Source organism: Myroides sp. C6-3 (assembly GCF_050522425.1).
GTDB lineage: Bacteria > Bacteroidota > Bacteroidia > Flavobacteriales > Flavobacteriaceae > Flavobacterium.
In genome coordinates, this window is sequence record NZ_JBMVQP010000004.1 from 1 (window position 1) to 22,040 (window position 22,040).

Below are 22,040 nucleotides of genomic sequence, written 5' to 3' on the forward strand. Positions count from 1 at the left end.
CAAACCGAACAAAGCACAAACCGAACAAAGCACAAACCGAACAAAGCACAAACCGAACAAAGCACAAACCGAACAAAAAAACGAGTTAGATATCCCTTCTAACTCGTTTTTCCAACTAACCAAAATATTCGTATCCTTAGAGACCATCAAATTTTATTCCCAGTGTAAACCATCTACCAGGCATAGGAACTGCCCCTGCTTCAATATAGGTGGTGTCAAATATATTCTGAGCATCTATATACAATTTCACTTTGTCTAAAGTGTAATTGAAACGAATATCCGTGATCCAATAACTCTTATACGTCAATCGCTCATTGAAGCGATTAGCTAAGGTTGCGCTAAATTTATCTTGGGTATAACTTACCGTTCCTACCACTTGATGCTTTAGACTTTCGAGGGAATACTTAGAGAGCATACCATCCCCCGCTGATTTGTTTTCAATTGTGGGAGAAAGATAGGTATAAGAAAGCCCTAAATTCCAAAAGTTTACCTCATCTCCCAAGCGATAACGGAGCGCTGTATTCACCCCTTTCGTTTTGTTTTTAGAAGCGTTATAGGGTTGATAAGGTTGATCTGTATCTACTCGAATCCAATCTACAAAATCATCGATATCGCGATAAAACACAAAAGCTTCTGCTTGGAATTTGCTTGTTCTATATTTTCCCCCTACCTCAACTTGATATGCTTTTTCAGGCGTTAAGTCGGGATTTCCAATGTTACCTGGTCGTTGATTCAAGTACAAATCCGTAAAAGAAGGAATTCTACTCGCTGTCCCTGCATTGAATGTAGCTTGCCAATGGGAATTAAAGGTATAACTGGCATCAATACCAGGAAAAATTTCCCAACCATACTTCGAGTTATAATTGAGATAAGCCCCTAGATTAACGTCTAAATTCTCAAGCCATTCGCGTTGAAAAGCAGCAAAAAAGCCATAATTACTCTTGCTGTGATCTCCAATATTTGTAGAGTTTATCTCTTCATAACGCATCTCTCCACCAAAAGTATATTTCCCGTAATCTGCTGTATATTCACCATTCATATTCGAGGTAATCGCATGGGTATAATGTCTACTTCTCGCCACATCTAAACGATTGCGGTAATAGCGGTAATCATCAAAATTATAGCGATAGGCAAGACTAGGCATTAAGGTCAATCGATCCGATAGATAATGACGAGAGCTTACATTAAACATCGTCGTACTCACAATTTCTTTCGATTCTTTATCCCCAGGAGCTGCATAGAAGCCATTTGCTCCAAAAGAACTAGTGGCATGACCTGCCAAAACCATGATGGCATTAGTTTCATTGGGAACAATATTTCCCTGATAAAACACTTTATTGTTGTGATAAGCCGTATTATAACGATAGCCATTACCCGAATCGTGACTTCCAAACAACAAGTGATTGTCTTTTGCGCGAACTAAGGTTCCACCAACTTGAATACCGCGGTTGTTATACGTTTCCTTATGATCTTCCTCTTTGTCTTTTTTAAAGCTGGTACCTCCATAAGCAGCCGCAAACACTCCATCCTTCTTTGGATTTTTCGTGACGATATTCACAACGCCCGTCAAGCTGTTTATTCCATACAATCTGGCCGAAGGACCACGAACAATCTCAATGCGTTCCACTGCCTCTAGTGGCACCGGGATATTTAATGAATTGTGCCCTGTCTGAGGATCAGAAATCTTCTGTCCGTTTAACAATAAGATATTCTGTTCAAAACTCCCCCCGTCAATACTCAAATCAGCTTGAGTTCCATTGGGTCCACGTTGTCTCAAATCTACTCCCGCCACAAAGCTCAATAATTCATGTACAGAACTTACAGGCAATTGTCTGATCTGATCTTGCCCTACAATCGTGATATTCCTATTCTTTAAAGTACTAGGCAGTTGTAAGCGTTGATTGTAAATCACAATCTCCTCCATTTCTTCTTCCGTGACCTTTGTATTTTTTTCCTGCGCATGACTGACAACAGATAAAAAACTACAACATACTAAGGGGATAAAAAAAATACGTTTCATAACTATTTAGCGTTCTTATTCTTATTTCATTTGTGTTTGGCAAAAGTACAGGAGGAATATTTTTCCTTTCTAGTCCAGTTTAAAGATAGCGAGCAGTCCGGTTTTTTATTCTAAAAAAAATACCTTATTCTCCTCATTTTAGGAGTTATACAAAAAAATCAAACATAAAACACAAACTAAATCTAAATTATTTTCATTATTTTTGCCTTATAAAATTGCTTTATGATTAAACAGATTATACTACCAGCCGTATTGCTTACTTGGGTTCTTACCTCCTGTGGGGAAAAGGGAAAACAGGCTATGCGAGTCATTTATAACGAGAATCCAGAGGTCGAAGCGCTACTTGAAGTACCTAATATTCAATTTGACTCCTTGAAAACGGCTAAATTGAAAGAAGATGTTCAATTGTTTTACAAAAAGAACAACTATCACTTGGGGTGGTCGAATGAACACAATAGACAACAACTCTTAACCAATGTGACAGATCTCAAACTAGATGGAATCAAAATTGCTTCAACTGAACTGTTGCGCCTAACGGATCTCAGCTCAACCTATGACAGTCTAGAAGACGAAGATAAAATTCAAGCCGATTTTTTATTTTCTACCATGTATGTCAATACGATAGAAAAATTGTACAACGGCAGTGTCAAGGCCAAACGCATGTATGGCGATTGGGAAATAATTCCCAAACCACTCAATACAAGTGCGACTCTGTTATTGGCTTTAGAGCATAAAAACATTGGGCTTACTTATGACAGTATCCGAACAAAACAACGGGTATACACAAATTTAAGAAACAAACTTTCTTCTTTGTATGCCTTGGAACAAGATACCTTAAAACCCTTTAAGCAAGCCAAGATCAATGATACGATTCCAGAACTAGTTGCCCTTAAAAAGCACCTTTTGTTCTTGAATCAAATGGCAGATAGTATTAACTCAGATGCAATCTACACCCCATCAATAGCACAATCAATCAAAGCCTTTCAGACAAAAAAGAAATTGAATGTAACAGGCTATACAGACAGTAAGATGATAGCGGCTATCTTGCAAGATGAGCATGTATTAAAGGAAAAGTTAATTCTTAATTTAGAACGTTGGAGATGGTTTCCTCGTGAATTTTCAGACAACTACATTTTAGTAAACATTCCCGCCTTTAGCTTAGTCTCGGTTTCCAAACAGGATACGGTTCAACAGCACAAAGTTGTGGTTGGAACAAAGGCTAGAAAAACACCTATCTTGAGCTCGACATTGACAACAGTCGTCCTCAATCCCACGTGGACTGTACCGCCGACGATAAAAAAGAATGACCTTGTACCTAAAGCATCAAGTGATTTATCCTATTTCTCCAGGCTGAATTTCACCATTTACGACAGCAACGGAAAAGTTGTTGCTCCAGAAAATTGGGATGCTGCAAAGGGAACTTCGTATCGATATGTCCAAAAAGGAGGAAAAGGAAACACCTTGGGACGGGTAAAATTTATGTTCCAAAACAACCATGCGGTATATTTACACGATACACCGAGTCAATGGGGGTTTGCACGTAATGACAGAAACCTAAGCTCTGGATGTGTCCGCGTACAAGATCCATTTGATCTAACGGCCTATATTTTCGCACAAGCGGCTACAAATCTCACCAAAGAGCAAGTAGATACAATTATTGAATCACAAGAAACAAAAAGTATCTCAGTCAGCAATAACCCCATTGATGTCCACTTATTGTATTGGACTGTACAAGTTGACGAAGAAGGAAAATTCACGTATTTTAAAGATATTTATCAATACGATGAAGAGCTTTATAAACGCTTAGTGAACTAATTCTATTCACAGCGAAGCTCTTTTACATTTGGCTTATTTCCATTTAAAATCAATAAAAACGCCCATAAAGTACTGTACTTTATGGGCGTTTCACTATAATCACTTACTAATTCTTGCTTAGATTAAATATCTTGATTTCTTCAAGTAATCTTGCTGTGAAGAATAGATAAACATGCATGATTCATCTTTAATCAACTCGATCAATTCTCTATTTACTTCATTAGGTACAGCAGGACATCCGTAGCTTCTTCCTAATCTACCTTGTTTTAAAGCCAGCGCAGGTGAAGCGTAATCTGCACCGTGTACAACAATGGCACGTGTACGCGCATTGTCGTTAATCCCTTTCTCTAAGCCGTCTAAACGCATCGAAAAACCATTGATCCCTTGGTATGTTTCTCCTGTTTTGTAAAAACCTAAACTACTCATATGTGAATTGATTCGGTTAGAAAATGTCGTAGCAAATTCGTCTCCTGTGCGTTTTCCATGCGCTACAACAGAAGCCAATAAAACTGCGTTTTTTTCCATGTCAATCACCCACAAACGCTTTTGTGTTGAAGAAACACTAAAATCGACAATCGTCAGTTTATTGTTTTTAATTACTCCTTCTTCTTCCATTTTCAAATAGCCTTTCAAGGCCATCGTAAATACTTTCTCAGAAGGTGCTTCAAAATTGTCTAAGTCTAACGTCTGAAAAAGAGTGTTTGCTTTCAACGCAAAACGCTCTTCCGCTGATAATTCAACTTTTTCTACTGCTTCCTTGTCTGTTCCTTCCTCTATTTTATCGATATCCAACTTAATGGAAGAAATCTCAAATTGCATTGAATTTTTTGCAATACCTGCTCCAACTAATACCAAAGCGGCTGAAGCCACTATCCACTGCTTGTAATTCATCATTCACTAGTTACTAAAAGGGGTTATTTATAATTACGAAGTCGTAAAAATAAAAAAATATTCTTACCAAACAAATGATTATCACCAAACTAAGCTGTTTTTTTATCTATTTTTAATTCTGTCTTACAAATCGAGAAATCCGATTGAGAAAAAAATCTCAATTTGCTAGAGTTCAAAAAACATGAATTTGTCGAAGGTATTATTTTTAAAATAAAAAGCAGGAATCTGCAGAGGAAAGGCAAACGTTCAAAATACAATCTGTAAATTTGTGTATTAATTGAGTCAAACCACAAAAAAAACACAACGATGAATAAAAAAGTAATTTTGATGATACTCGATGGCTGGGGTAAGACACAAGACCCAAAAGTTTCAGCCATTGCACAAGCAAATACCCCTTTTATCGATAGTCTATATACCCAATACCCGAATACCTATGTTTTAACGGACGGATTAAATGTCGGACTACCGGACGGACAAATGGGAAATTCGGAAGTCGGGCATATGAATCTTGGCGCAGGTCGAATTGTGTACCAAGATTTAGTAAAAATAAACATGGCGGTTGAAAGCAAATCTATTGCGCATGAACCAGCCCTACAAGCAGCATTCACCTATGCTAAAGAAAAGAACAAAAAAGTTCACTTTCTAGGCTTACTATCCGATGGGGGGGTGCACTCACATGAAAAACACTTATATGGATTACTTGAAGCTGCGGTAGATTTTGGTTTACAAGATATTTTCATCCACGCCTTTACTGACGGACGAGATGTAGATCCTAAGTCAGGAGCGAAACACTTGGAACAATTAGCCCAACACATCGCTTATTCACCAGCCAAACTAGCTTCTGTAATTGGACGCTATTACGCCATGGATCGCGACAAACGCTGGGAAAGAGTTGCTAAAGCCTATCATTTACTTGTAGATGGTAAAGGAATTCACTCTACGGATGCTGTAAAAAGTATAGAAGCCAGCTATGCCAACAATATTACGGATGAGTTCCTTGATCCTATTGTAATGGTTGACAAAGACAATCATCCAGTGGGAAAAATTGAAGCAGATGACGTTGTCATCTTCTTTAACTTCCGTACCGATCGTGGACGTGAACTAACTCATGTCTTATCTCAAGACAATTTCCCTGAATATGAAATGAAAGCCTTGCCGTTGTATTTCGTTACTTTAACGAATTACGATGATACCTTCCGCAACGTACACGTGGTATATGACAAAGAAAACCTACATCATACTTTAGGTGAGGTTATTGCGCAACATGGCAAAAAACAAATTCGCATTGCAGAAACAGAAAAATATCCTCACGTGACATTCTTCTTTTCTGGAGGAAGAGAATTGCCCTTTGAAGGCGAACAACGCATTCTCTGTCCTTCTCCCAAGGTAGCAACCTACGACTTACAACCCGAAATGAGTGCTTATGATTTAAAAGATGCTCTAGTTCCTGAATTGCAAAAAGGAGCGGTTGACTTTGTATGCTTAAACTTTGCCAATGGTGATATGGTTGGACACACTGGAGTAATGGAAGCAGCAATTAAAGCTTGTGAAGCGGTAGATCAATGTGTTAAAGAAGTAATTGAAGCAGCTCTAGCCAATAACTACACAACGATTGTACTTGCTGACCACGGAAATTGTGAAACCATGCTAAACGAAGATGGTACACCTAACACAGCACATACGACTAATCCAGTGCCTATTATTTTAGTAGACAAAGACATCCAAACAATCAATCACGGGGTTTTAGGTGATCTTGCACCAACAATCTTAAAATTGATGGGACTACCTCAACCCAAAGAAATGACGAGACATTCATTAGTATAAACGGAAAGAACCAAAAATAAAAAAAGGTGCTTTGTAAATTTACAAAGCGCCTTTTTTGTTAAGTCTTTTACTATATTCGTATGACCTACAACCAATAAAACCACAACCAATGACTAAAATCTTTACTCTACTGGCACTTTTACTTCTATGTAGTTCTTGTGTTACCATAACAGGTCTAACTAGTGATTATAAAAAATTAGATCCGGCTTTCCACCCCCTACCTTGCTACCTATGAAGAAGGAAAAGATCCTCTTCCGAATCACTTTTACAGTATTACTGGAGAACAAATCCGTCAACAAATGCAGCAACACGACAAAATTCTAGTGTACCTCTTTGCCAATGGTTGTTCCGGACCTACTTGCTATCCTTTAGCAACTTTCAAACGCTGGGCAGACGAGAATGGATACAAACTTTACTTCGTAACTGTAGGATACAATAATTTAGGCGCTACACTTAATCAATATATTGACCTTCCTCTTTATGTGATAAATTACAAAGCATACAATACCAATTGGAGAAGTAAATACTACGATCGTTTTCTTTTTGATTTACTTCTAAATGAAGCTAACTCAAAAGAAATAGTAAATAAACAAAATGCTAGTTTATATGCTTTTGAAGAAGGGAAACTTACTCAAGTTTCTGATGATTTATTACAACTTGAACCGAAATTGGTATCCTACATCGCTGAAAGCACAACCTAGTTTCGCCATGATCGAACTAGAAGTCAAAAACCAAAACCACACCATTCTTACTTCTGATTGGAAATAAACCCATATTTTGCTTCTCTACAACATCGAACTTCTTTATTTCTAAAATTCCATTTTCATCTATTTTTTAGATTCAAAGGAATACCGTAATTTTGTAGTTCTTAAATCAATAAAGTATGATCATTCCAAAAACTCTAGAACAAATTGAGTTGATGAGACAAAGTGCCCTTTTAGTTTCTAAAACATTGGGGATGCTTGCAACAGAGCTAAAGCCAGGAGTAACGACTTTAGAATTAGATAAAAAAGCAGAAGAATTTATCAGAGATCACGGTGCAGTACCGGGTTTCAAAGGATTATATGGATGTCCTTCTACTATTTTGACTAGTGTAAACGAGCAAATTGTACATGGACTACCAACAAATAAACCCATTGTAGAAGGTGACATCGTATCGATTGACTGTGGAACCGTGATGAATGGATATTATGGGGACCACGCCTATACCTTTGAAGTAGGTGAAGTTGCACCTGAAACCAAGCGTTTACTACAAATTACGAAAGAATCACTTTACGTTGGAATTCGCGAATTCAAACTAGGAAACCGCGTAGAAGACGTAGGAAGTGCGATTCAACGTTATTGCGAAAAAGAAGGCTATACGGTAGTGCGCGAATTAGTAGGTCACGGACTGGGAACGAAAATGCACGAAGCGCCTGAGATGCCGAATTACGGTAAACCAGGTAGAGGGAAGAAATTCGTTGAAGGTATGGTTGTTGCTATTGAGCCTATGATCAACTTAGGAACAAGAAACATCAAGCAACTGAATGACGGATGGACTATCGTTACGCGTGACGGGAAACCATCGGCTCACTTTGAGCACGATGTAGCTTTAGTAAACGGAAAACCAGAATTGTTATCTACGTTTCAATACATTTACCAAGCCTTGGGAATCCAAAGCAACGAAGAAGATGAGTTTAGAGCTAATCCTTTAGTTTTATAATTCATTGCCTCTAATGAAGAAACTTTTCAAAATGATACTGAACATTATACCTCGACCGATATTAATTCGGTTGAGTTATCTTGTTCGTCCCTTATTTGCTTGGTATCTCAAAGGCGATCGCTATACGGACCCTATTGATGGCAAAAGTTTTACAAGCTTTTTACCTTATGGCTATGCCAAACAACGCCCAAATGTACTTTCTCCAAGTACGCTGTCTTTAGAAAGACATCGTTTGTTGTGGTTGTACTTGCAAAATGAAACGGATTTCTTCACTGCACCTCAGCGCGTTTTACACGTCGCACCAGAACAGGCCTTTTATAAACGCTTCAAAAAACAAGCCAACTTAACCTATACCACAACAGATTTGGAGTCGCCTTTAGCTGATGTAAAAGCCGATATATGCAATCTCCCTTTTGCAGATCACTCTTTTGATATCATCTTGTGTAACCACGTACTAGAACACATCCCAGATGATACGAAGGCAATGCAAGAATTGTATCGCATCCTCAAACCGGGAGGTATGGGTATTTTTCAAGTTCCTCAAGATTTGAATCGAGCGATAACCTTCCAAGACGACAGCATCACGGATCCCAAAGAACGCACTTTAGTATTCGGTCAATACGACCACGTACGCGTATATGGTTTAGACTATTTTGACAAATTGCGCCAAATTGGTTTTACTGTAATCGAAGAAGACTATACCCGCAAACTTCCAGCAACAGCAGTTGACAAATATTGTCTCGCTTTGGGTGAAATCATTCCCGTTTGTTTCAAACCTGCATAAACCTTCCTTTCTCATTCTATCTCTTTTGCGTATCTTCGTCCTACTATTTTTAGTCAACGGATATGAAGAAAATTACAACGGTCCTTTTTGATATGGATGGTGTTTTGATTGACTCCGAAAAATTTTGGCAACAAGCGGAACAAGAAGTATTTACTTCTGTCGGCTGTCAATGGAGTGAGGAAATTGCGCACCAAACAACAGGACAAACAACACAAGCAGTCACAGCCTTATGGTACAACTTATTTCCTTGGGAGGGTAAAACCCTAGAAGAAGTAGAACAAGCCGTTATTGACCGCGTTGATGAACTAATCCGCCAAGAGGGAGAAATCAAAACGGGTGTCTTAGCTACTTTATCATTCTTACAAGACCAAGATCTAAAGATAGGTTTAGCAACAAATTCAACTCCTTCTTTAATCCAAACAGTACTGACGCGATTGGGCATTGCTTCTTTTTTTCAAACAACCGTATCTGTGCTCGATGTAACACAGGGAAAACCTGCTCCTGATGTTTACCTACAAGCAGCTAAAAACATCAACAGCAATCCCGAAAACTGCCTCGTCATCGAAGATTCTTTTACAGGGGCGACTGCAGGGAAAAAAGCAGGAATGACGGTCTTTATCGTACCTGAAGCTGAATTTTACCACGATCCTAAATTTGACCTAGCAGATAGAAAGCTAAGAAGCCTGGAAGAGTTTGAAGAAAATTTCTTAGCTTTAAGTTACGTAACCTCTTAATCTCTCTTATTCATGTTGAACAAGTATTGGCTTTTCCTTTTATTCTTTTGTACAGGCTTGCTTCAAGCGCAAAAAACACAAGACTACACAGCTAATTACATTAAAATGGCTGCTTTTATGAATAATGAAATGGCCGTAACTCCATTTTTTCCACTAAATGAAAGCTTTGCTTTTGAATTTGACGATTTATATGGAGAGGAAGGTAATTATTTCTATCGCGTACTCGCGTATAATTACGATTGGACTCCTTCTAAACTAAAACCTATAGACTACATACAAGGGATGGATAATCAGCGTATTCAAGTGTATACGACTTCATTCAATACCTTACAAATGTATACCCACTATCGATTGACAATTCCCAACTCCGTTTATCGAATTACCAAAAGTGGAAACTATATTTTAGAAATTTATGACGAAGACAATCAAGTAGTGATTCGACGTAAATTTGTACTGTATGAAACTATTGCAAGTGTTGGTGCACAAGTAAAAAGAACACGAGATCTCACTTATATTGACCAAAAACAAACCTTAGAGCTCACCGTAAAATTAGGCGAACAAGCGTATCAAAACCCCACGTCAAACGTAAAGGTAGCTTTATTTCAAAATGGACGTTGGGATTCTTACATCACCAAAGTCCCCCCTCAATATACCCTAGGTACAGACTTAATTTACAAGTACGATCAAGAAACTAGCTTTTGGGGAGGTAATCAATTTCGCTATTTTGACAACAGCGATCTCAAACAAGCCAATAACATGATTTACTCCAATTCGAAAGAAAACGAGATGTACAAAACGCTACTCTACCCTATTACGGGTTGGCTAGAGAAAAAGTACTCTTACTTCCCCGACATCAACGGATCTTTTAAAGTAAGAAACTTATACGGTAAAAATGCGAGTATTGAGGGTGAATACAGTTGGGTTTATTTTAGTTTTGACCCCATAGAGGACGACAAGAACAACGCGTATTATATCACGGGAATGTTCAACAACTACGAGCTGACTTCAGAACATCAATTGGATTACAATCCACAAACCGAGCGCTTTGAAAAAGCGGTGCTAATTAAACAAGGGTTCACCAACTACAACATCACAACCGCTCAAAAAGGAAAGGTTAGCCCTAAATACAATCCAGATGGCAATCATGCCTTAACCACAAATAAATATCAAATTTTAGTATATTATAAAGGAGCAACCGATCTATACGATCGCGTTATTGGCTTTACAGAGGCAAATGCCGAACAAATAACATATTAAGATCAAAAGAAAAGTATTATGGTATCCAAACAAACCAAAGGAGTTAATGTAACCGTAGAAACACTGTATGAAGGTTTTTTCCAACGAAGCAATAGCATGCAATTTGCCTTTAGTTATGAAATTACCATCGAGAATCAAAGTGACACGACGATTCAAATCCATTCGCGCCATTGGGAAATCTATGATTCGCTCAACGCAAAAGAAATTGTAGAAGGATTGGGCGTAGTTGGAGAACAGCCTTTTATCCATCCCAAGGAGAAATACACCTATACTAGTGGTTGCGTTTTAACTTCAACTTCTGGTGCAATGCAAGGGTATTACAATGTAATTCGAACAGATAATGACGAACTAATCACAGTGGAAATCCCCTTTTTTAAGCTCATTGCCCCTTTTATCTTAAATTAGATGCTTTAAGTTAAACTAGTGTGTAATAACCGCTAGTTCGAGTAAAATTAATTATCTTTGTCTTTATATATTTTAATAAACCCGAAAAAAAGTACATTATGTCAAAAGGATTCTACAAAGTTCCCAGTGCAATTAATGAGCCTGTAAAATCATACGCGCCAGGAACGCAAGAAAGAGAATTGACTTTGAACTCTTTCAAAGAGCAATATAGCCAATTAGTTGATATTCCATTATATATTGGTGGTGAAGAAATCAGAACTGGAAATACAAAAGATTTATTTCCACCTTTTGATCACAAACATAAATTAGGTGTTTACCACCAAGCAGACAAAGCTTTAGTAGAAAAAGCAATTAGTACTGCTTTAGAAGCAAAGAAAAAATGGGCAGCAATGCCTTGGGAACACAGAGCTTCTATCTTCTTAAAAGCAGCTGAATTATTAGCAGGTCCGTACCGCGCTAAAATCAATGCTGCTACAATGATCGCACAAGCTAAAACGCTACACCAAGCAGAGATTGATGCTGCTTGTGAATTCATCGACTTCTTGAGATTCAACGTAGAATATATGACTCAAATTTATGCAGAACAACCTTTATCAGTAGATGGAGTTTGGAATAGATTAGAGCATAGACCTTTAGAAGGTTTCGTATACGCAATTACTCCATTTAACTTTACGGCAATTTCTGGAAACTTACCCTCTTCCGTTGCTATGATGGGGAACGTTGTGGTTTGGAAACCATCTGCTACGCAAATCTACTCGGCTAGAGTAATCGTTGAAGTATTCAAATTAGCTGGTTTACCGGACGGTGTAATCAACGTTGTTTACGGAGATTCTGCAATGATCACTGATACACTTTTAGCTAGCCCTGATTTTGCTGGTATCCACTTTACAGGATCAACAGGTGTTTTCAATAGCATGTGGACAAAAATCGGACAAAACATCAACAATTATAAAACATACCCGAGAATTGTTGGGGAAACAGGCGGAAAAGACTATGTGTTAGCACATCCTTCTTCAAACGCTAAAGAAGTAGCTGTAGCTTTAACTAGAGGTGCTTTTGAATACCAAGGACAAAAATGTTCTGCAGCGTCAAGAGCGTATATCCCTGCTTCTTTATGGCCACAAGTAAAAGAATTCATGGCTGCTGATTTAGCAACAATCAAAATGGGTTCACCAGAAGATCCTTCAAACTTCGTATCTTCTGTAATTTCTGAGAGTTCTTTCGACAAATTAGCGAAAGCAATCGAAGCAGCGAAAGCAGCGAAAGACGCAGAAGTTGTATTAGGAGGTAAATACGATAAAGCTGTAGGTTACTTTGTTGAACCAACCGTTATTTTGACTTCTAACCCAAAATACGATACAATGGAAACAGAATTATTCGGTCCTGTTCTAACTATTTACGTATACGAGGATGCTAAATGGGCAGAAACATTGAAATTAGTAGATGAGACTTCCGCTTATGCCTTAACTGGAGCAATCTTCTCACAATGTCGTTACGCAATCGCTGAAGCTACTGAAGCCTTAGTAAACTCAGCAGGTAACTTCTATATCAATGACAAACCAACAGGTGCTGTTGTAGGTCAACAACCATTTGGTGGAGCGAGAGCTTCAGGTACAAACGACAAAGCAGGTTCTATCTTGAACTTATTGCGTTGGGTATCGCCAAGAACAATTAAAGAAACATTTGTTCCTGCAAAAGATTACAAATATCCTTTCTTAGGATAATACATACAAAGGCGGTTTGTTAACCGCCTTTTTTATTTCACAATTCAGTGCTTTTTATTGGGATCGCTTCTTCCTCATCGAGGCCGACGATTAAGTAAAAAATACTTTTATATTTTGCTTTTATACTTTTTCAGCAGAAAAAGTTCCTTATTTCATTTCTAAAGTACTGGGTTATACGTATTAATAAATAGTATATAACTCATGTTTAAAAAATTACTAGACAGTAAACAGCTGGTTATTAACCCGCCTGTTTTTACCACTTCAATTGTACTAATCATTGCACTAATCTCCGTCTGTCTCCTCTTTCCTAGTAAAGTAGGTGATTGGTTTCACGTCGGACAGCTCGCTGTAACAGAGAACTTTGGTTGGTTCTTCATTCTTACCGTTAATATCATCTTGATCTTTGCGCTCTTTTTAGCCTTTGGTAAGTACGGGAACATCCGTTTAGGGGGGGATGATGCAGAACCTGAATTTTCAAAACCGTCTTGGTTCGCCATGCTCTTCAGCACGGGAATGGGAATTGGGATTATGTTCTTTAGTATTGGAGAACCCGTCTCTCACTTCTTCAATCCTCCACGACCAGCAGATAGCGATATCGACACAGCTATTCAAGCGATGGAATTTACGAGTTTACACTGGGGATTACATGCCTGGGCTATTTATGCAATCGTTGGATTGGCTCTAGCCTTTTTTGGATTCAATCGACGATTACCCATGACTTTCCGCTCTTTACTCTATCCGTTCTTGGGAGAGAAAATTCACGGTTGGTGGGGACATACCATCGATATTCTCTCTACTTTAGCCACTGTTTTTGGTTTGTCCACTTCATTGGGATTAGGGGTAACGCAAATTACAGCGGGACTAGAATACCTCTACGGATGGGAAATTTCTCCTTTAATGCAGGCGGGAATTATTATTGGTGTTATTAGTGTTGCTACCATTTCAGTCTTCTCTGGATTAGACAAAGGAGTAAAACTGTTGAGTAATGTCAATATGTATATGGCCTCCGGTTTTATGATCTTGATTTTTGTTCTTGGTCCTACCTTATTTATCCTCAAAGGATATGTGCAAAACACTGGGTCTTACTTAGCGAACTTTATCGACATTAGTACCTGGAATGATACCTATCAAGGATCTGGATGGCAAAATATTTGGACGATCTTCTATTGGGCTTGGTGGATTGCTTGGTCTCCGTTCGTAGGAAGCTTTATTGCGCGCATTTCTAAAGGAAGAACCGTGAAAGAGTTCATTCTAGGTGTACTTATTGTCCCTGGCTTAATTACATTGCTTTGGATGAATGTATTCGGCGGAAGTGCCTTACACACCATCTTAGAAGGAGATATGACGATGGTACACGCTGTGAAAGAGGATATTTCAACTGCTTTATTCGTCTTTTTAGAAAACTTCCCTCTTACCAATTTCCTATCTATTGTTGCTATTATATTAATTTTCTCCTTTTTTATCACATCTTCCGATTCTGGTTCGTTGGTAATTGATAACATCACCTCAGGAAGCGAAGGAAATTCACCCGTTTGGCAACGTGTCTTCTGGTCATTTGCTCAAGGACTCATTGCTATTGTACTCCTGTGGGGAGGAGGTTTAGACGCACTACAAACAGCCGTAATCATAACAGGACTACCCTTTGCTATGATTTTGCTCTTCATGTGCTACAGCTTGCAGAAAGGCTTACAAGATGAGTTAAACAAAAAAGCCAAGCAGCTCAAGTCCAAACAAGAAAGAAGTTACAAGGAAATTATTTCCGACTTAATCGAAGAACAACAAAAATAAAAAAGGATGGAAACGAACAAAACACTCAATATATTAATTGGATTAGATCTTTCCGAAATGGATCAATACCTCATCCAATACGTCAAAATACTCGACCATATTTTAAATATAGGACAGGTCACGTTTATTCACAACCTAAAGCTAGGGGAGCTTCCGAAAGAACTCATTGAAAAAGATCAACTAACACTCATTCAAGAGCGAATCAAGAAAAGAGTGGAAGGGCAAATTGCAGCAACAGAAGTTGAGTATTCCCATGAAATACTCGTGACAGTAGAAAACTATTCTGAACTTGCATTTGCGGCGATTGCTAAACAACAATCCTTTGATCTACTAGTACTGGGAAACAAACAACAATTTACAGGAAACGGTGCTCTAGCAAACAAATTGATTCGAATTCTTCCTTGTGCTACCTTATTGGTTCCAGAGACGTTTCACATTCCAATTGAGACCGTCATTGACGCGATTGATTTCTCGCGCTATACCCCTGCAATTATGCTTTGGGCAGATCGCTTTAAAAACAATTCTAAAGGTCAACCCATTCAACATTCTGCCGTACATATCTCAAAATCATATTGGAGTTATTTACCCATGATGACAGAAAAAGAATTGGATAAAATATCACTGGAAGATGTTAAGGAGAAAGAAGAAAAATGGAACAAAGCCTATGCTCAACATACGGATATTGTCATTGTACCCGCTAAAAATCAAAATGTTGCCGCAGCCTTAATTCAATATGCCAAAACCAAAAAAGCGGATTTAATGATTCTTGGAGTCAAAGGTTCCGCAGGAATCAAAGATATTATTCTAGGAAGTGTCGCTACGCATGTACTCCACCGCCCTACCGACACTTGTTTGCTTTTTGTCAAACCACTGATTGGAAAGAAGTGAGAAGGAAAAAAACTTCTTTAAAAAATAAAAAGGCATGGATTGTAGTTGCAATCCATGCCTTTTTTATAAAAGATAATGCCAAATAGGAGACCATTTTTATATCATATTGGTTTTTGTGTTCGATGAATCTACGCTGCGCTCCGTTTTCCTCTCTCCAATTTACCCTTTATATTTCAACGGTAAATAAACTACCTTTTTCGTTTCAAAAAACGCATCGTCAAAAATATTGCTCAAGTCGAACTGAACCGCTTTTGGGAAATCTTGCAGTTCTTCCGTTAGGTCTCCCCCCTTCAGGTACAGGATTCCATTTTCGAACTCGTGATTATTTTCCTTTTTTGTTTTATGGCGAATCCACTTCACAAAATCAGGCATATTCGTTACGGCACGACTGACAATAAAGTCAAATTTCTCTTCTACGGTTTCTGCTCTTTTTTGTTCAGCAACTACATTTTGTAATCCTAAGGCTTGCACTACTTCATTAACCACGCGTATCTTTTTAGCGATAATATCAATCAAGTAAAATTTAGTTTCAGGAAACAGAATAGCCAATGGAATACCTGGAAAACCTCCCCCTGTTCCAACATCTAGTACACTACTACCTGGAACAAATTCCATTACCTTGGCAATTCCCAAAGAATGCAACACGTGTTTCACATATAATTCGTGTATATCTTTTCTAGAAATAACGTTAATTTTTGCATTCCATTCGTTGTAAACACTTTCCAATTGTTCAAATTGAACAAGCTGTTCTGGAGTTAGATTAGGGAAATATTTTAAAATTTCTTCCATTTCAAAAGTTTTGACAAAAATAGCTTTTTTTATCGGTAAATAAACCACCTGTAAACTATATTATAATTTATTATACTTACCTTTGATCGATACTATTTAAATGTATCAAGACCTATGGAAACTCAAGTTCTATCAGATAGAATAAACAATCTTACAACTTCACAGACTTTAGCGATGGCCGCAAAGGCTCGCGAGCTAAAAGAACAAGGAATAGACATTATCAGCTTGAGCCTTGGTGAACCCGATTTTAATACACCTGACTTTATCAAGGAAGCTGCTATTCAAGCCATCAAAGATAACTACAGTAAATACCCTCCAGTTGAAGGATATTTAGAGCTAAGACAAGCTATTAGCAATAAATTTAAAAGAGATAACAATTTACACTATACTGCCAATCAAATTGTAGTATCTACGGGAGCTAAACAAGCACTATTCAACGTAGCACAAGTGATGATTAATCCTGGTGATGAGGTTATCATCCCTGCTCCGTTTTGGGTGAGTTATGCAGAAATTGTAAAAATTGCGGAAGGTATCCCTGTGGAAGTACCGACTACGATTGACACAGATTTCAAAATCACACCTCAACAATTAGAAGATGCAATTACACCTCAAACCAAAATGATTTGGTTCAGCTCTCCTTGTAATCCAAGTGGATCTGTTTACAACAAAGCCGAACTAGAAGCAATTGGTGCTGTATTGGCGAAACACCCTTCTATTTACATTCTTTCAGATGAAATTTATGAGCACATCAATTTTGGAAGTGCTTATTGCAGTATTGGTTCAATCGGCAATCTGATTGACCGTACCATTACTATCAACGGAATTTCGAAAGCCTTTGCGATGACAGGATATCGCATTGGATATATAGGTGCACCTGAATTTATCGCCAAAGCATGTGCTAAAATGCAAGGACAAGTAACTTCGGGAGCAAATACCATTGCACAACGCGCTACAATTGCTGCCGTAAATGCAGACCCTAGCGTATTAAAAGATATGGTACAAGCCTTTAAAAACAGAAGAGACTTAGTAGTAAGCCTATTAAGAGACATCCCTGGTATAAAAGTAAATATACCTGATGGTGCGTTCTATTTATTCCCGGATGTATCTTCTTTCTTTGGTAAAACCTTACAAGGAGTAACGATCAACAATGCAAACGACTTATCCCTGTATTTGTTAGATAAAGCGTATGTAGCTACCGTAACAGGTGATGCTTTCGGAAATCCAGCCTGTATCCGTTTGTCTTACGCAACTAGCGAAGATCAACTAACAGAAGCTCTAAAACGAATGAAAGAAGCTTTGAAATAAGCTCCTTCTACATAGTAAAAGCGCTAATACATCAGTACTAGCGCTTTTTTTTGTATAAATAAAATTGTACTTTTATAAGATAAATCAATCGTTGTGGATATTCTATTAGAAAGTATTGCGAAGCATGTTACGCTTACAGAAATTGAACAAAAAATTGTGTTGGATTCGTTTGAATCCCATCGGTATAGTGCCAAAGAAAAACTCCTTTTAGAAGGGGAAATTTGCTATAACTCAACCTTTGTTGTTTCTGGTATTCTACGCAACTACTTTGTCGATGATCAAATTGTTGAACACACCGTTAGTTTTGCCACCAATGGTTGGTGGATTGCCGATATGTACAGCTTTCTATCGCAAAAACCAGGAAACTCCTATATCGAAGTTGTTGAAGATGCCATGGTACTCACCATGACAAGAGCACAACAATTGAATCTCTTTGATCAAGTTCCTAAAATGGAACGTTATTTCCGTATCCTCATTGAGCGATCGCTAATCGCCAATCAACAACGTTTAATGGATAACCTATCGCTTACAGCAGAAGAGCGATATGAACGCTTCTGTGAGCGTTTCCCAGAGATTAAACACTGCCTACCACAAAAGCAAATCGCCTCTTACTTGGGTATTACCCCTGAATTTTTTAGCAAACTAAAAAAGAGAATACTGACGGCGAAATAGACATGAGCTGTTTGTTAGGTGTTAGGCGTTGGGACAAACAACGAACACCCCCTATTTCTTAACCTACATTAAGCAAGTAACCCTCTGATTGCCTGTATCTTTGTATAACAAAATCAATACAGCTATGGAGAATTTTATTTTATACAAATCAGATACAAGAGGTTATGCCGATCACGGTTGGTTAAAATCACACCACACTTTTAGCTTCGCCAACTACAGAAACAATGATCGCGTACACTTTGGTGTATTACGTGTACTCAATGATGATTACGTAGCTCCAGGCATGGGATTTGGAACTCACCCGCATGAAAATATGGAAATCATCTCTATTCCGCTCAAAGGAAGCTTGGCTCATCAAGATAGTATGGGCCATGGAGAAACCATTCACGTCAACGAGATCCAAGTCATGAGTGCAGGTACAGGGGTACAACATAGTGAATTTAATCCAAGTGAAACAGAAGCTTCGGAATTCTTGCAAATATGGCTTTTTCCCAACAAACTAAACGTTACACCCCGTTATCAGCAATTACCTTTAGAAGTAGCAAATAGAAATAACAATTGGGATCAAATACTATCACCTAACCCAGAAGATGCAGGAGCGTGGATTCACCAAGATGCATGGTTTCACCTAGCTACTTTAGAAGCAACTAAGAAACTAAACTACGATTTGAAAGACAAAAAGAATGGGGTATACCTATTTGTTTTAGAAGGGAGTATTACCGCAGGTGGACACGTGTTAGATCGAAGAGATGCACTTGGCATATGGGATATCTCTTACCTTGAAGTTCAAGCAACAACAAATGCACAACTATTACTAATGGAAGTTCCAATGGAATTACCTAGTTACTTACAATAAGTACAAACACCTAAAATTTAACAACGATGGAAACAAAAAAATGGACAATCGATACCACACACTCTTTAATTGGATTTAAAATCAAACACATGATGTTTACCAATGTAAGAGGAAATTTCACGGATTACACTGCTTCATTGAATTTAGTCGATGACAACTTTGAAGAAAGCACAATTAGCTTTGAAGCACAGGCAACCTCAATCGACACGAACAACACAGATCGAGACAACCACTTGAGAAGTGCAGATTTCTTTGATTCAGCACAGTACCCAACAGTGCATTTTAGCTCAACCAAGATTGAGAAAAAAGGAGAAACACACTACCTTATAACAGGTATATTAGCTATGCACGGTGTAAGCAAAGAAGTGAAACTAAACGCTGAATACAGTGGGATCATTATCGATCCTTGGGGAAATGCTAAAATTGCTTTAGCCCTAACAGGAAAAGTCAATAGAAAAGACTGGGGACTAAATTGGAACACAGCACTAGAAGCAGGTGGTTTACTAGTAAGTGAAGAAGTAAACGTTGACATCGAAACACAATTTGTACTAGCCTAAACGCGTAGACAAAGAAGCAAGCAATAAATGAACAAAGGGCAAGTTTAAATTAAACTTGCCCTTTGTTCATTTATTTGATTCTGATCACAGATAACTGATCACAGATAACTGATCACTAATTACCCTTGTTGTAAGCTTCGAACTTCTTCTTCTGTTAAGAATCTCCATTTTCCTCTTGGTAGATTCCATTTCGTAATTGAGCCATACATCACGCGGTCAACTTTCAAAACATTGTAATCCATGGATTCAAATAAAGCACGCACTAGTTTTACGTTCGATGCCTTTAGTTTTATTCCAATTTCTGTTTTCGGTTGATTTTCCACATAAGCCACATCCTCTACAAAAACGCGTTTTTCCTCGATATAAATTCCTTTTTGAACGCGCTCTAAATCTTCATACTTCAAGTTTCTATCTAAAGAAACTTGGTACATTTTAGACGAGCGTTGCTCTGGGGAACTCAACTTCTGAATGAGATTCGTATCATTGGTAAACAACATCAAGCCCAACGTACTTTTATCCATACGCCCAACAGGTGCAATATAGGATTTAGTTGCATTTTTAACCAAGCTTAACACGTTTTCTTGACTAACAACCTCCTCATTAATCGTAGCAAATCCTTTGGGTTTATTTAAAACAAGGTAGACCTTTTTTTCTGGTGTAATTACCATTCCGTCAAAATTCACGACATCCGTTACCTTAACCTTATAACCCAATTCCGTTACAACCTCTCCGTTGACTTTTACATTACCAGAAACGATATATAAATCGGCATCTCTACGAGAGCAAACGCCAGAATTACTAATATACTTATTTAAGCGCATCTCGCCATTATCTTCTTTTGGCGCAGTTGCAACTTTTGGTTTTTTATCGAATGTTCTAGCAGAAGGATTAGGTTTTTGTGTTCCTTGTCCTTGACTAGCTCGCTTCTGAAACGGCTTAGCCCCTCCAGCTTTTGGTTTACCACTGCGATTAGATTGGTTTTTTCTAGAACCTGATTTACCGTTATTCATATTAAATATTTTTGCAAAGATAGACAAACTCCTTCTTTTATTTCAATATACAAAAAAATATAGCTTTTAATTATAAAGTCTCTTCCAAAAGATACTTCCCACTTGCTAAAACATCAGGCTTAATTAACACAATAGAAAGCACACCTAACAAGATTAAAAGTTTAAGTAAAAAATGCAATTGATGGTACGCTTGGGTCGTATGAGATCGCCAAAGCTTTAGCAAAAAGAAAAGCAAAATAACGATACTAAAATAAAAGTAATAGATCATATAACCGACATCATAACGCACGGTCATGAAGTAGATCGGTATTAAAGCTAGTACAAAAACAGCCGTAATAACCTCTTTGGCTTTTTGCTCGCCAAAGCGAACGGGAATCGTTTGATAATTATTAGCAAAATCTCCTTTTAGATTCTCTAAATCCTTCATAATTTCTCGAATGAGAATAATCAAATACAAGAAAAAAGCATGAATAAAAATAGAGATATAAAATGATTGGAAATACATCAGAATGGCAAAAAAAGGCAACATCGCGAGTAGAGATGCTACCAAATTTCCAATGATCGGATACTTTTTTAATTTATGGGAATAGAACCACAACAGAAAAATATAAACAGCAAAGAAGACTACTGCGTGTAAGGAAACGGGAAATACAATACAAACAGATAAGAAATTGAGAAGAAAATAAACCCTTAATTTCGTTGTTTGACTTACTAATCGATCCAACATTGATTTATTCGGTCGATTAATTAAGTCTTTTTCAGCATCGTAAAAATTATTGATGATATAACCTGAGGCGATTGCAAGTCCGGAGGCTAAAATAATAAGAAATAAGCGCCAATCTATAATAACGTCTAAGGCTCTTTTTTCTGGAGCGAAAATAAAAATTGAAGCTAAGTATTGGGCTAGGATAATAACAAAAATGTTATAACCTCTCACCACAGAAAACAAACTAAATATTTTAGCTAAGAGTATTTTATTTTTCCTAGATAACATATTATATTTTTCTCTCGATTAGTAA

General features: G+C 37.7%; 20 protein-coding genes. 15 read left to right on the plus strand and 5 right to left on the minus strand.

Annotated elements, in window-relative coordinates; genetic code table 11:
* Window positions 1-136 precede the first annotated feature (136 nt).
* Window positions 137-2,020, minus strand: coding sequence for a TonB-dependent receptor plug domain-containing protein (locus tag ACPDG9_RS02660; protein WP_430526268.1), 1,884 nt, complete (start codon window positions 2,018-2,020; stop codon window positions 137-139).
* Between the two features lie 222 nt (window positions 2,021-2,242).
* Between ACPDG9_RS02660 and ACPDG9_RS02665 the strand changes: the two genes are divergently transcribed.
* Window positions 2,243-3,835: a L,D-transpeptidase family protein gene (locus ACPDG9_RS02665; protein ID WP_430526269.1), complete on the plus strand. Its 1,593-nt coding sequence runs from the start codon at window positions 2,243-2,245 to the stop codon at window positions 3,833-3,835.
* Between the two features lie 117 nt (window positions 3,836-3,952).
* Here ACPDG9_RS02665 and ACPDG9_RS02670 read toward each other — a convergent pair whose 3' ends face one another.
* Window positions 3,953-4,729 carry a murein L,D-transpeptidase catalytic domain family protein gene (locus ACPDG9_RS02670; RefSeq protein WP_430526270.1) on the minus strand — a complete coding sequence of 259 codons (777 nt, stop codon included), beginning with the start codon at window positions 4,727-4,729 and terminating at the stop codon, window positions 3,953-3,955.
* Window positions 4,730-5,032: 303 nt separating this feature from the next.
* Between ACPDG9_RS02670 and gpmI the strand changes: the two genes are divergently transcribed.
* The 10 genes from gpmI to ACPDG9_RS02720 all read left to right on the plus strand — a co-directional run bounded on the left by gpmI (window position 5,033) and on the right by ACPDG9_RS02720 (window position 15,832).
* Window positions 5,033-6,550 (plus strand): 2,3-bisphosphoglycerate-independent phosphoglycerate mutase, encoded by a 1,518-nt coding sequence (gpmI, locus tag ACPDG9_RS02675; RefSeq protein WP_430526271.1) that lies wholly within the window; start codon window positions 5,033-5,035, stop codon window positions 6,548-6,550.
* A gap of 299 nt (window positions 6,551-6,849) precedes the next feature.
* Complete coding sequence (locus ACPDG9_RS02680; RefSeq protein ID WP_430526272.1) at window positions 6,850-7,251, plus strand: hypothetical protein; 402 nt, start codon at window positions 6,850-6,852, stop codon at window positions 7,249-7,251.
* Window positions 7,252-7,433: 182 nt separating this feature from the next.
* Window positions 7,434-8,252, plus strand: coding sequence for a type I methionyl aminopeptidase (map, locus tag ACPDG9_RS02685; RefSeq protein ID WP_430526273.1), 819 nt, complete (start codon window positions 7,434-7,436; stop codon window positions 8,250-8,252).
* A gap of 13 nt (window positions 8,253-8,265) precedes the next feature.
* Window positions 8,266-9,036, plus strand: coding sequence for a class I SAM-dependent methyltransferase (locus tag ACPDG9_RS02690; RefSeq protein WP_430526274.1), 771 nt, complete (start codon window positions 8,266-8,268; stop codon window positions 9,034-9,036).
* A 62-nt stretch (window positions 9,037-9,098) separates the two neighbouring features.
* The gene (gene hxpB / locus ACPDG9_RS02695; RefSeq protein WP_430526275.1) at window positions 9,099-9,770 is read left to right on the plus strand and encodes a hexitol phosphatase HxpB; all 672 of its coding nucleotides are present in this window, start codon (window positions 9,099-9,101) and stop codon (window positions 9,768-9,770) included.
* Window positions 9,771-9,782: 12 nt separating this feature from the next.
* Window positions 9,783-11,027 (plus strand): DUF5103 domain-containing protein, encoded by a 1,245-nt coding sequence (locus ACPDG9_RS02700; RefSeq protein WP_430526276.1) that lies wholly within the window; start codon window positions 9,783-9,785, stop codon window positions 11,025-11,027.
* An 18-nt stretch (window positions 11,028-11,045) separates the two neighbouring features.
* Complete coding sequence (gene apaG, locus ACPDG9_RS02705; protein ID WP_430526277.1) at window positions 11,046-11,432, plus strand: Co2+/Mg2+ efflux protein ApaG; 387 nt, start codon at window positions 11,046-11,048, stop codon at window positions 11,430-11,432.
* A gap of 98 nt (window positions 11,433-11,530) precedes the next feature.
* Window positions 11,531-13,156, plus strand: a complete 1,626-nt coding sequence (gene pruA, locus ACPDG9_RS02710; protein ID WP_430526278.1) for an L-glutamate gamma-semialdehyde dehydrogenase — start codon at window positions 11,531-11,533, stop codon at window positions 13,154-13,156.
* Window positions 13,157-13,357: 201 nt separating this feature from the next.
* Window positions 13,358-14,944 (plus strand): BCCT family transporter, encoded by a 1,587-nt coding sequence (locus ACPDG9_RS02715; protein ID WP_430526279.1) that lies wholly within the window; start codon window positions 13,358-13,360, stop codon window positions 14,942-14,944.
* 6 nt (window positions 14,945-14,950) lie between these two features.
* Window positions 14,951-15,832, plus strand: coding sequence for a universal stress protein (locus ACPDG9_RS02720; protein ID WP_430526280.1), 882 nt, complete (start codon window positions 14,951-14,953; stop codon window positions 15,830-15,832).
* A gap of 159 nt (window positions 15,833-15,991) precedes the next feature.
* Here the strand turns inward: ACPDG9_RS02720 and rsmG are convergent, their stop codons facing one another.
* Window positions 15,992-16,621, minus strand: coding sequence for a 16S rRNA (guanine(527)-N(7))-methyltransferase RsmG (gene rsmG / locus ACPDG9_RS02725; protein WP_430526281.1), 630 nt, complete (start codon window positions 16,619-16,621; stop codon window positions 15,992-15,994).
* A 114-nt stretch (window positions 16,622-16,735) separates the two neighbouring features.
* Between rsmG and ACPDG9_RS02730 the strand changes: the two genes are divergently transcribed.
* From ACPDG9_RS02730 to ACPDG9_RS02745, 4 genes are all read left to right on the plus strand, one after another.
* Window positions 16,736-17,926: a pyridoxal phosphate-dependent aminotransferase gene (locus tag ACPDG9_RS02730; RefSeq protein WP_430526282.1), complete on the plus strand. Its 1,191-nt coding sequence runs from the start codon at window positions 16,736-16,738 to the stop codon at window positions 17,924-17,926.
* Between the two features lie 93 nt (window positions 17,927-18,019).
* Entirely contained in the window at window positions 18,020-18,598 is a 579-nt protein-coding gene (locus ACPDG9_RS02735; protein WP_430526283.1) for a Crp/Fnr family transcriptional regulator, read from the plus strand.
* 124 nt (window positions 18,599-18,722) lie between these two features.
* Window positions 18,723-19,454 (plus strand): pirin family protein, encoded by a 732-nt coding sequence (locus tag ACPDG9_RS02740; protein WP_430526284.1) that lies wholly within the window; start codon window positions 18,723-18,725, stop codon window positions 19,452-19,454.
* A gap of 26 nt (window positions 19,455-19,480) precedes the next feature.
* Window positions 19,481-20,011, plus strand: coding sequence for a YceI family protein (locus ACPDG9_RS02745; protein ID WP_430526285.1), 531 nt, complete (start codon window positions 19,481-19,483; stop codon window positions 20,009-20,011).
* 119 nt (window positions 20,012-20,130) lie between these two features.
* On the opposite strand, the gene ACPDG9_RS02750 is transcribed toward ACPDG9_RS02745, so the two are convergent.
* A complete protein-coding gene (locus ACPDG9_RS02750) occupies window positions 20,131-21,021 on the minus strand; it encodes a pseudouridine synthase (RefSeq protein ID WP_430526286.1) in 891 nt (296 codons plus the stop codon).
* Window positions 21,022-21,091: 70 nt separating this feature from the next.
* Entirely contained in the window at window positions 21,092-22,015 is a 924-nt protein-coding gene (locus ACPDG9_RS02755) for a geranylgeranylglycerol-phosphate geranylgeranyltransferase (protein ID WP_430526287.1), read from the minus strand.
* Window positions 22,016-22,040 lie beyond the last annotated feature (25 nt).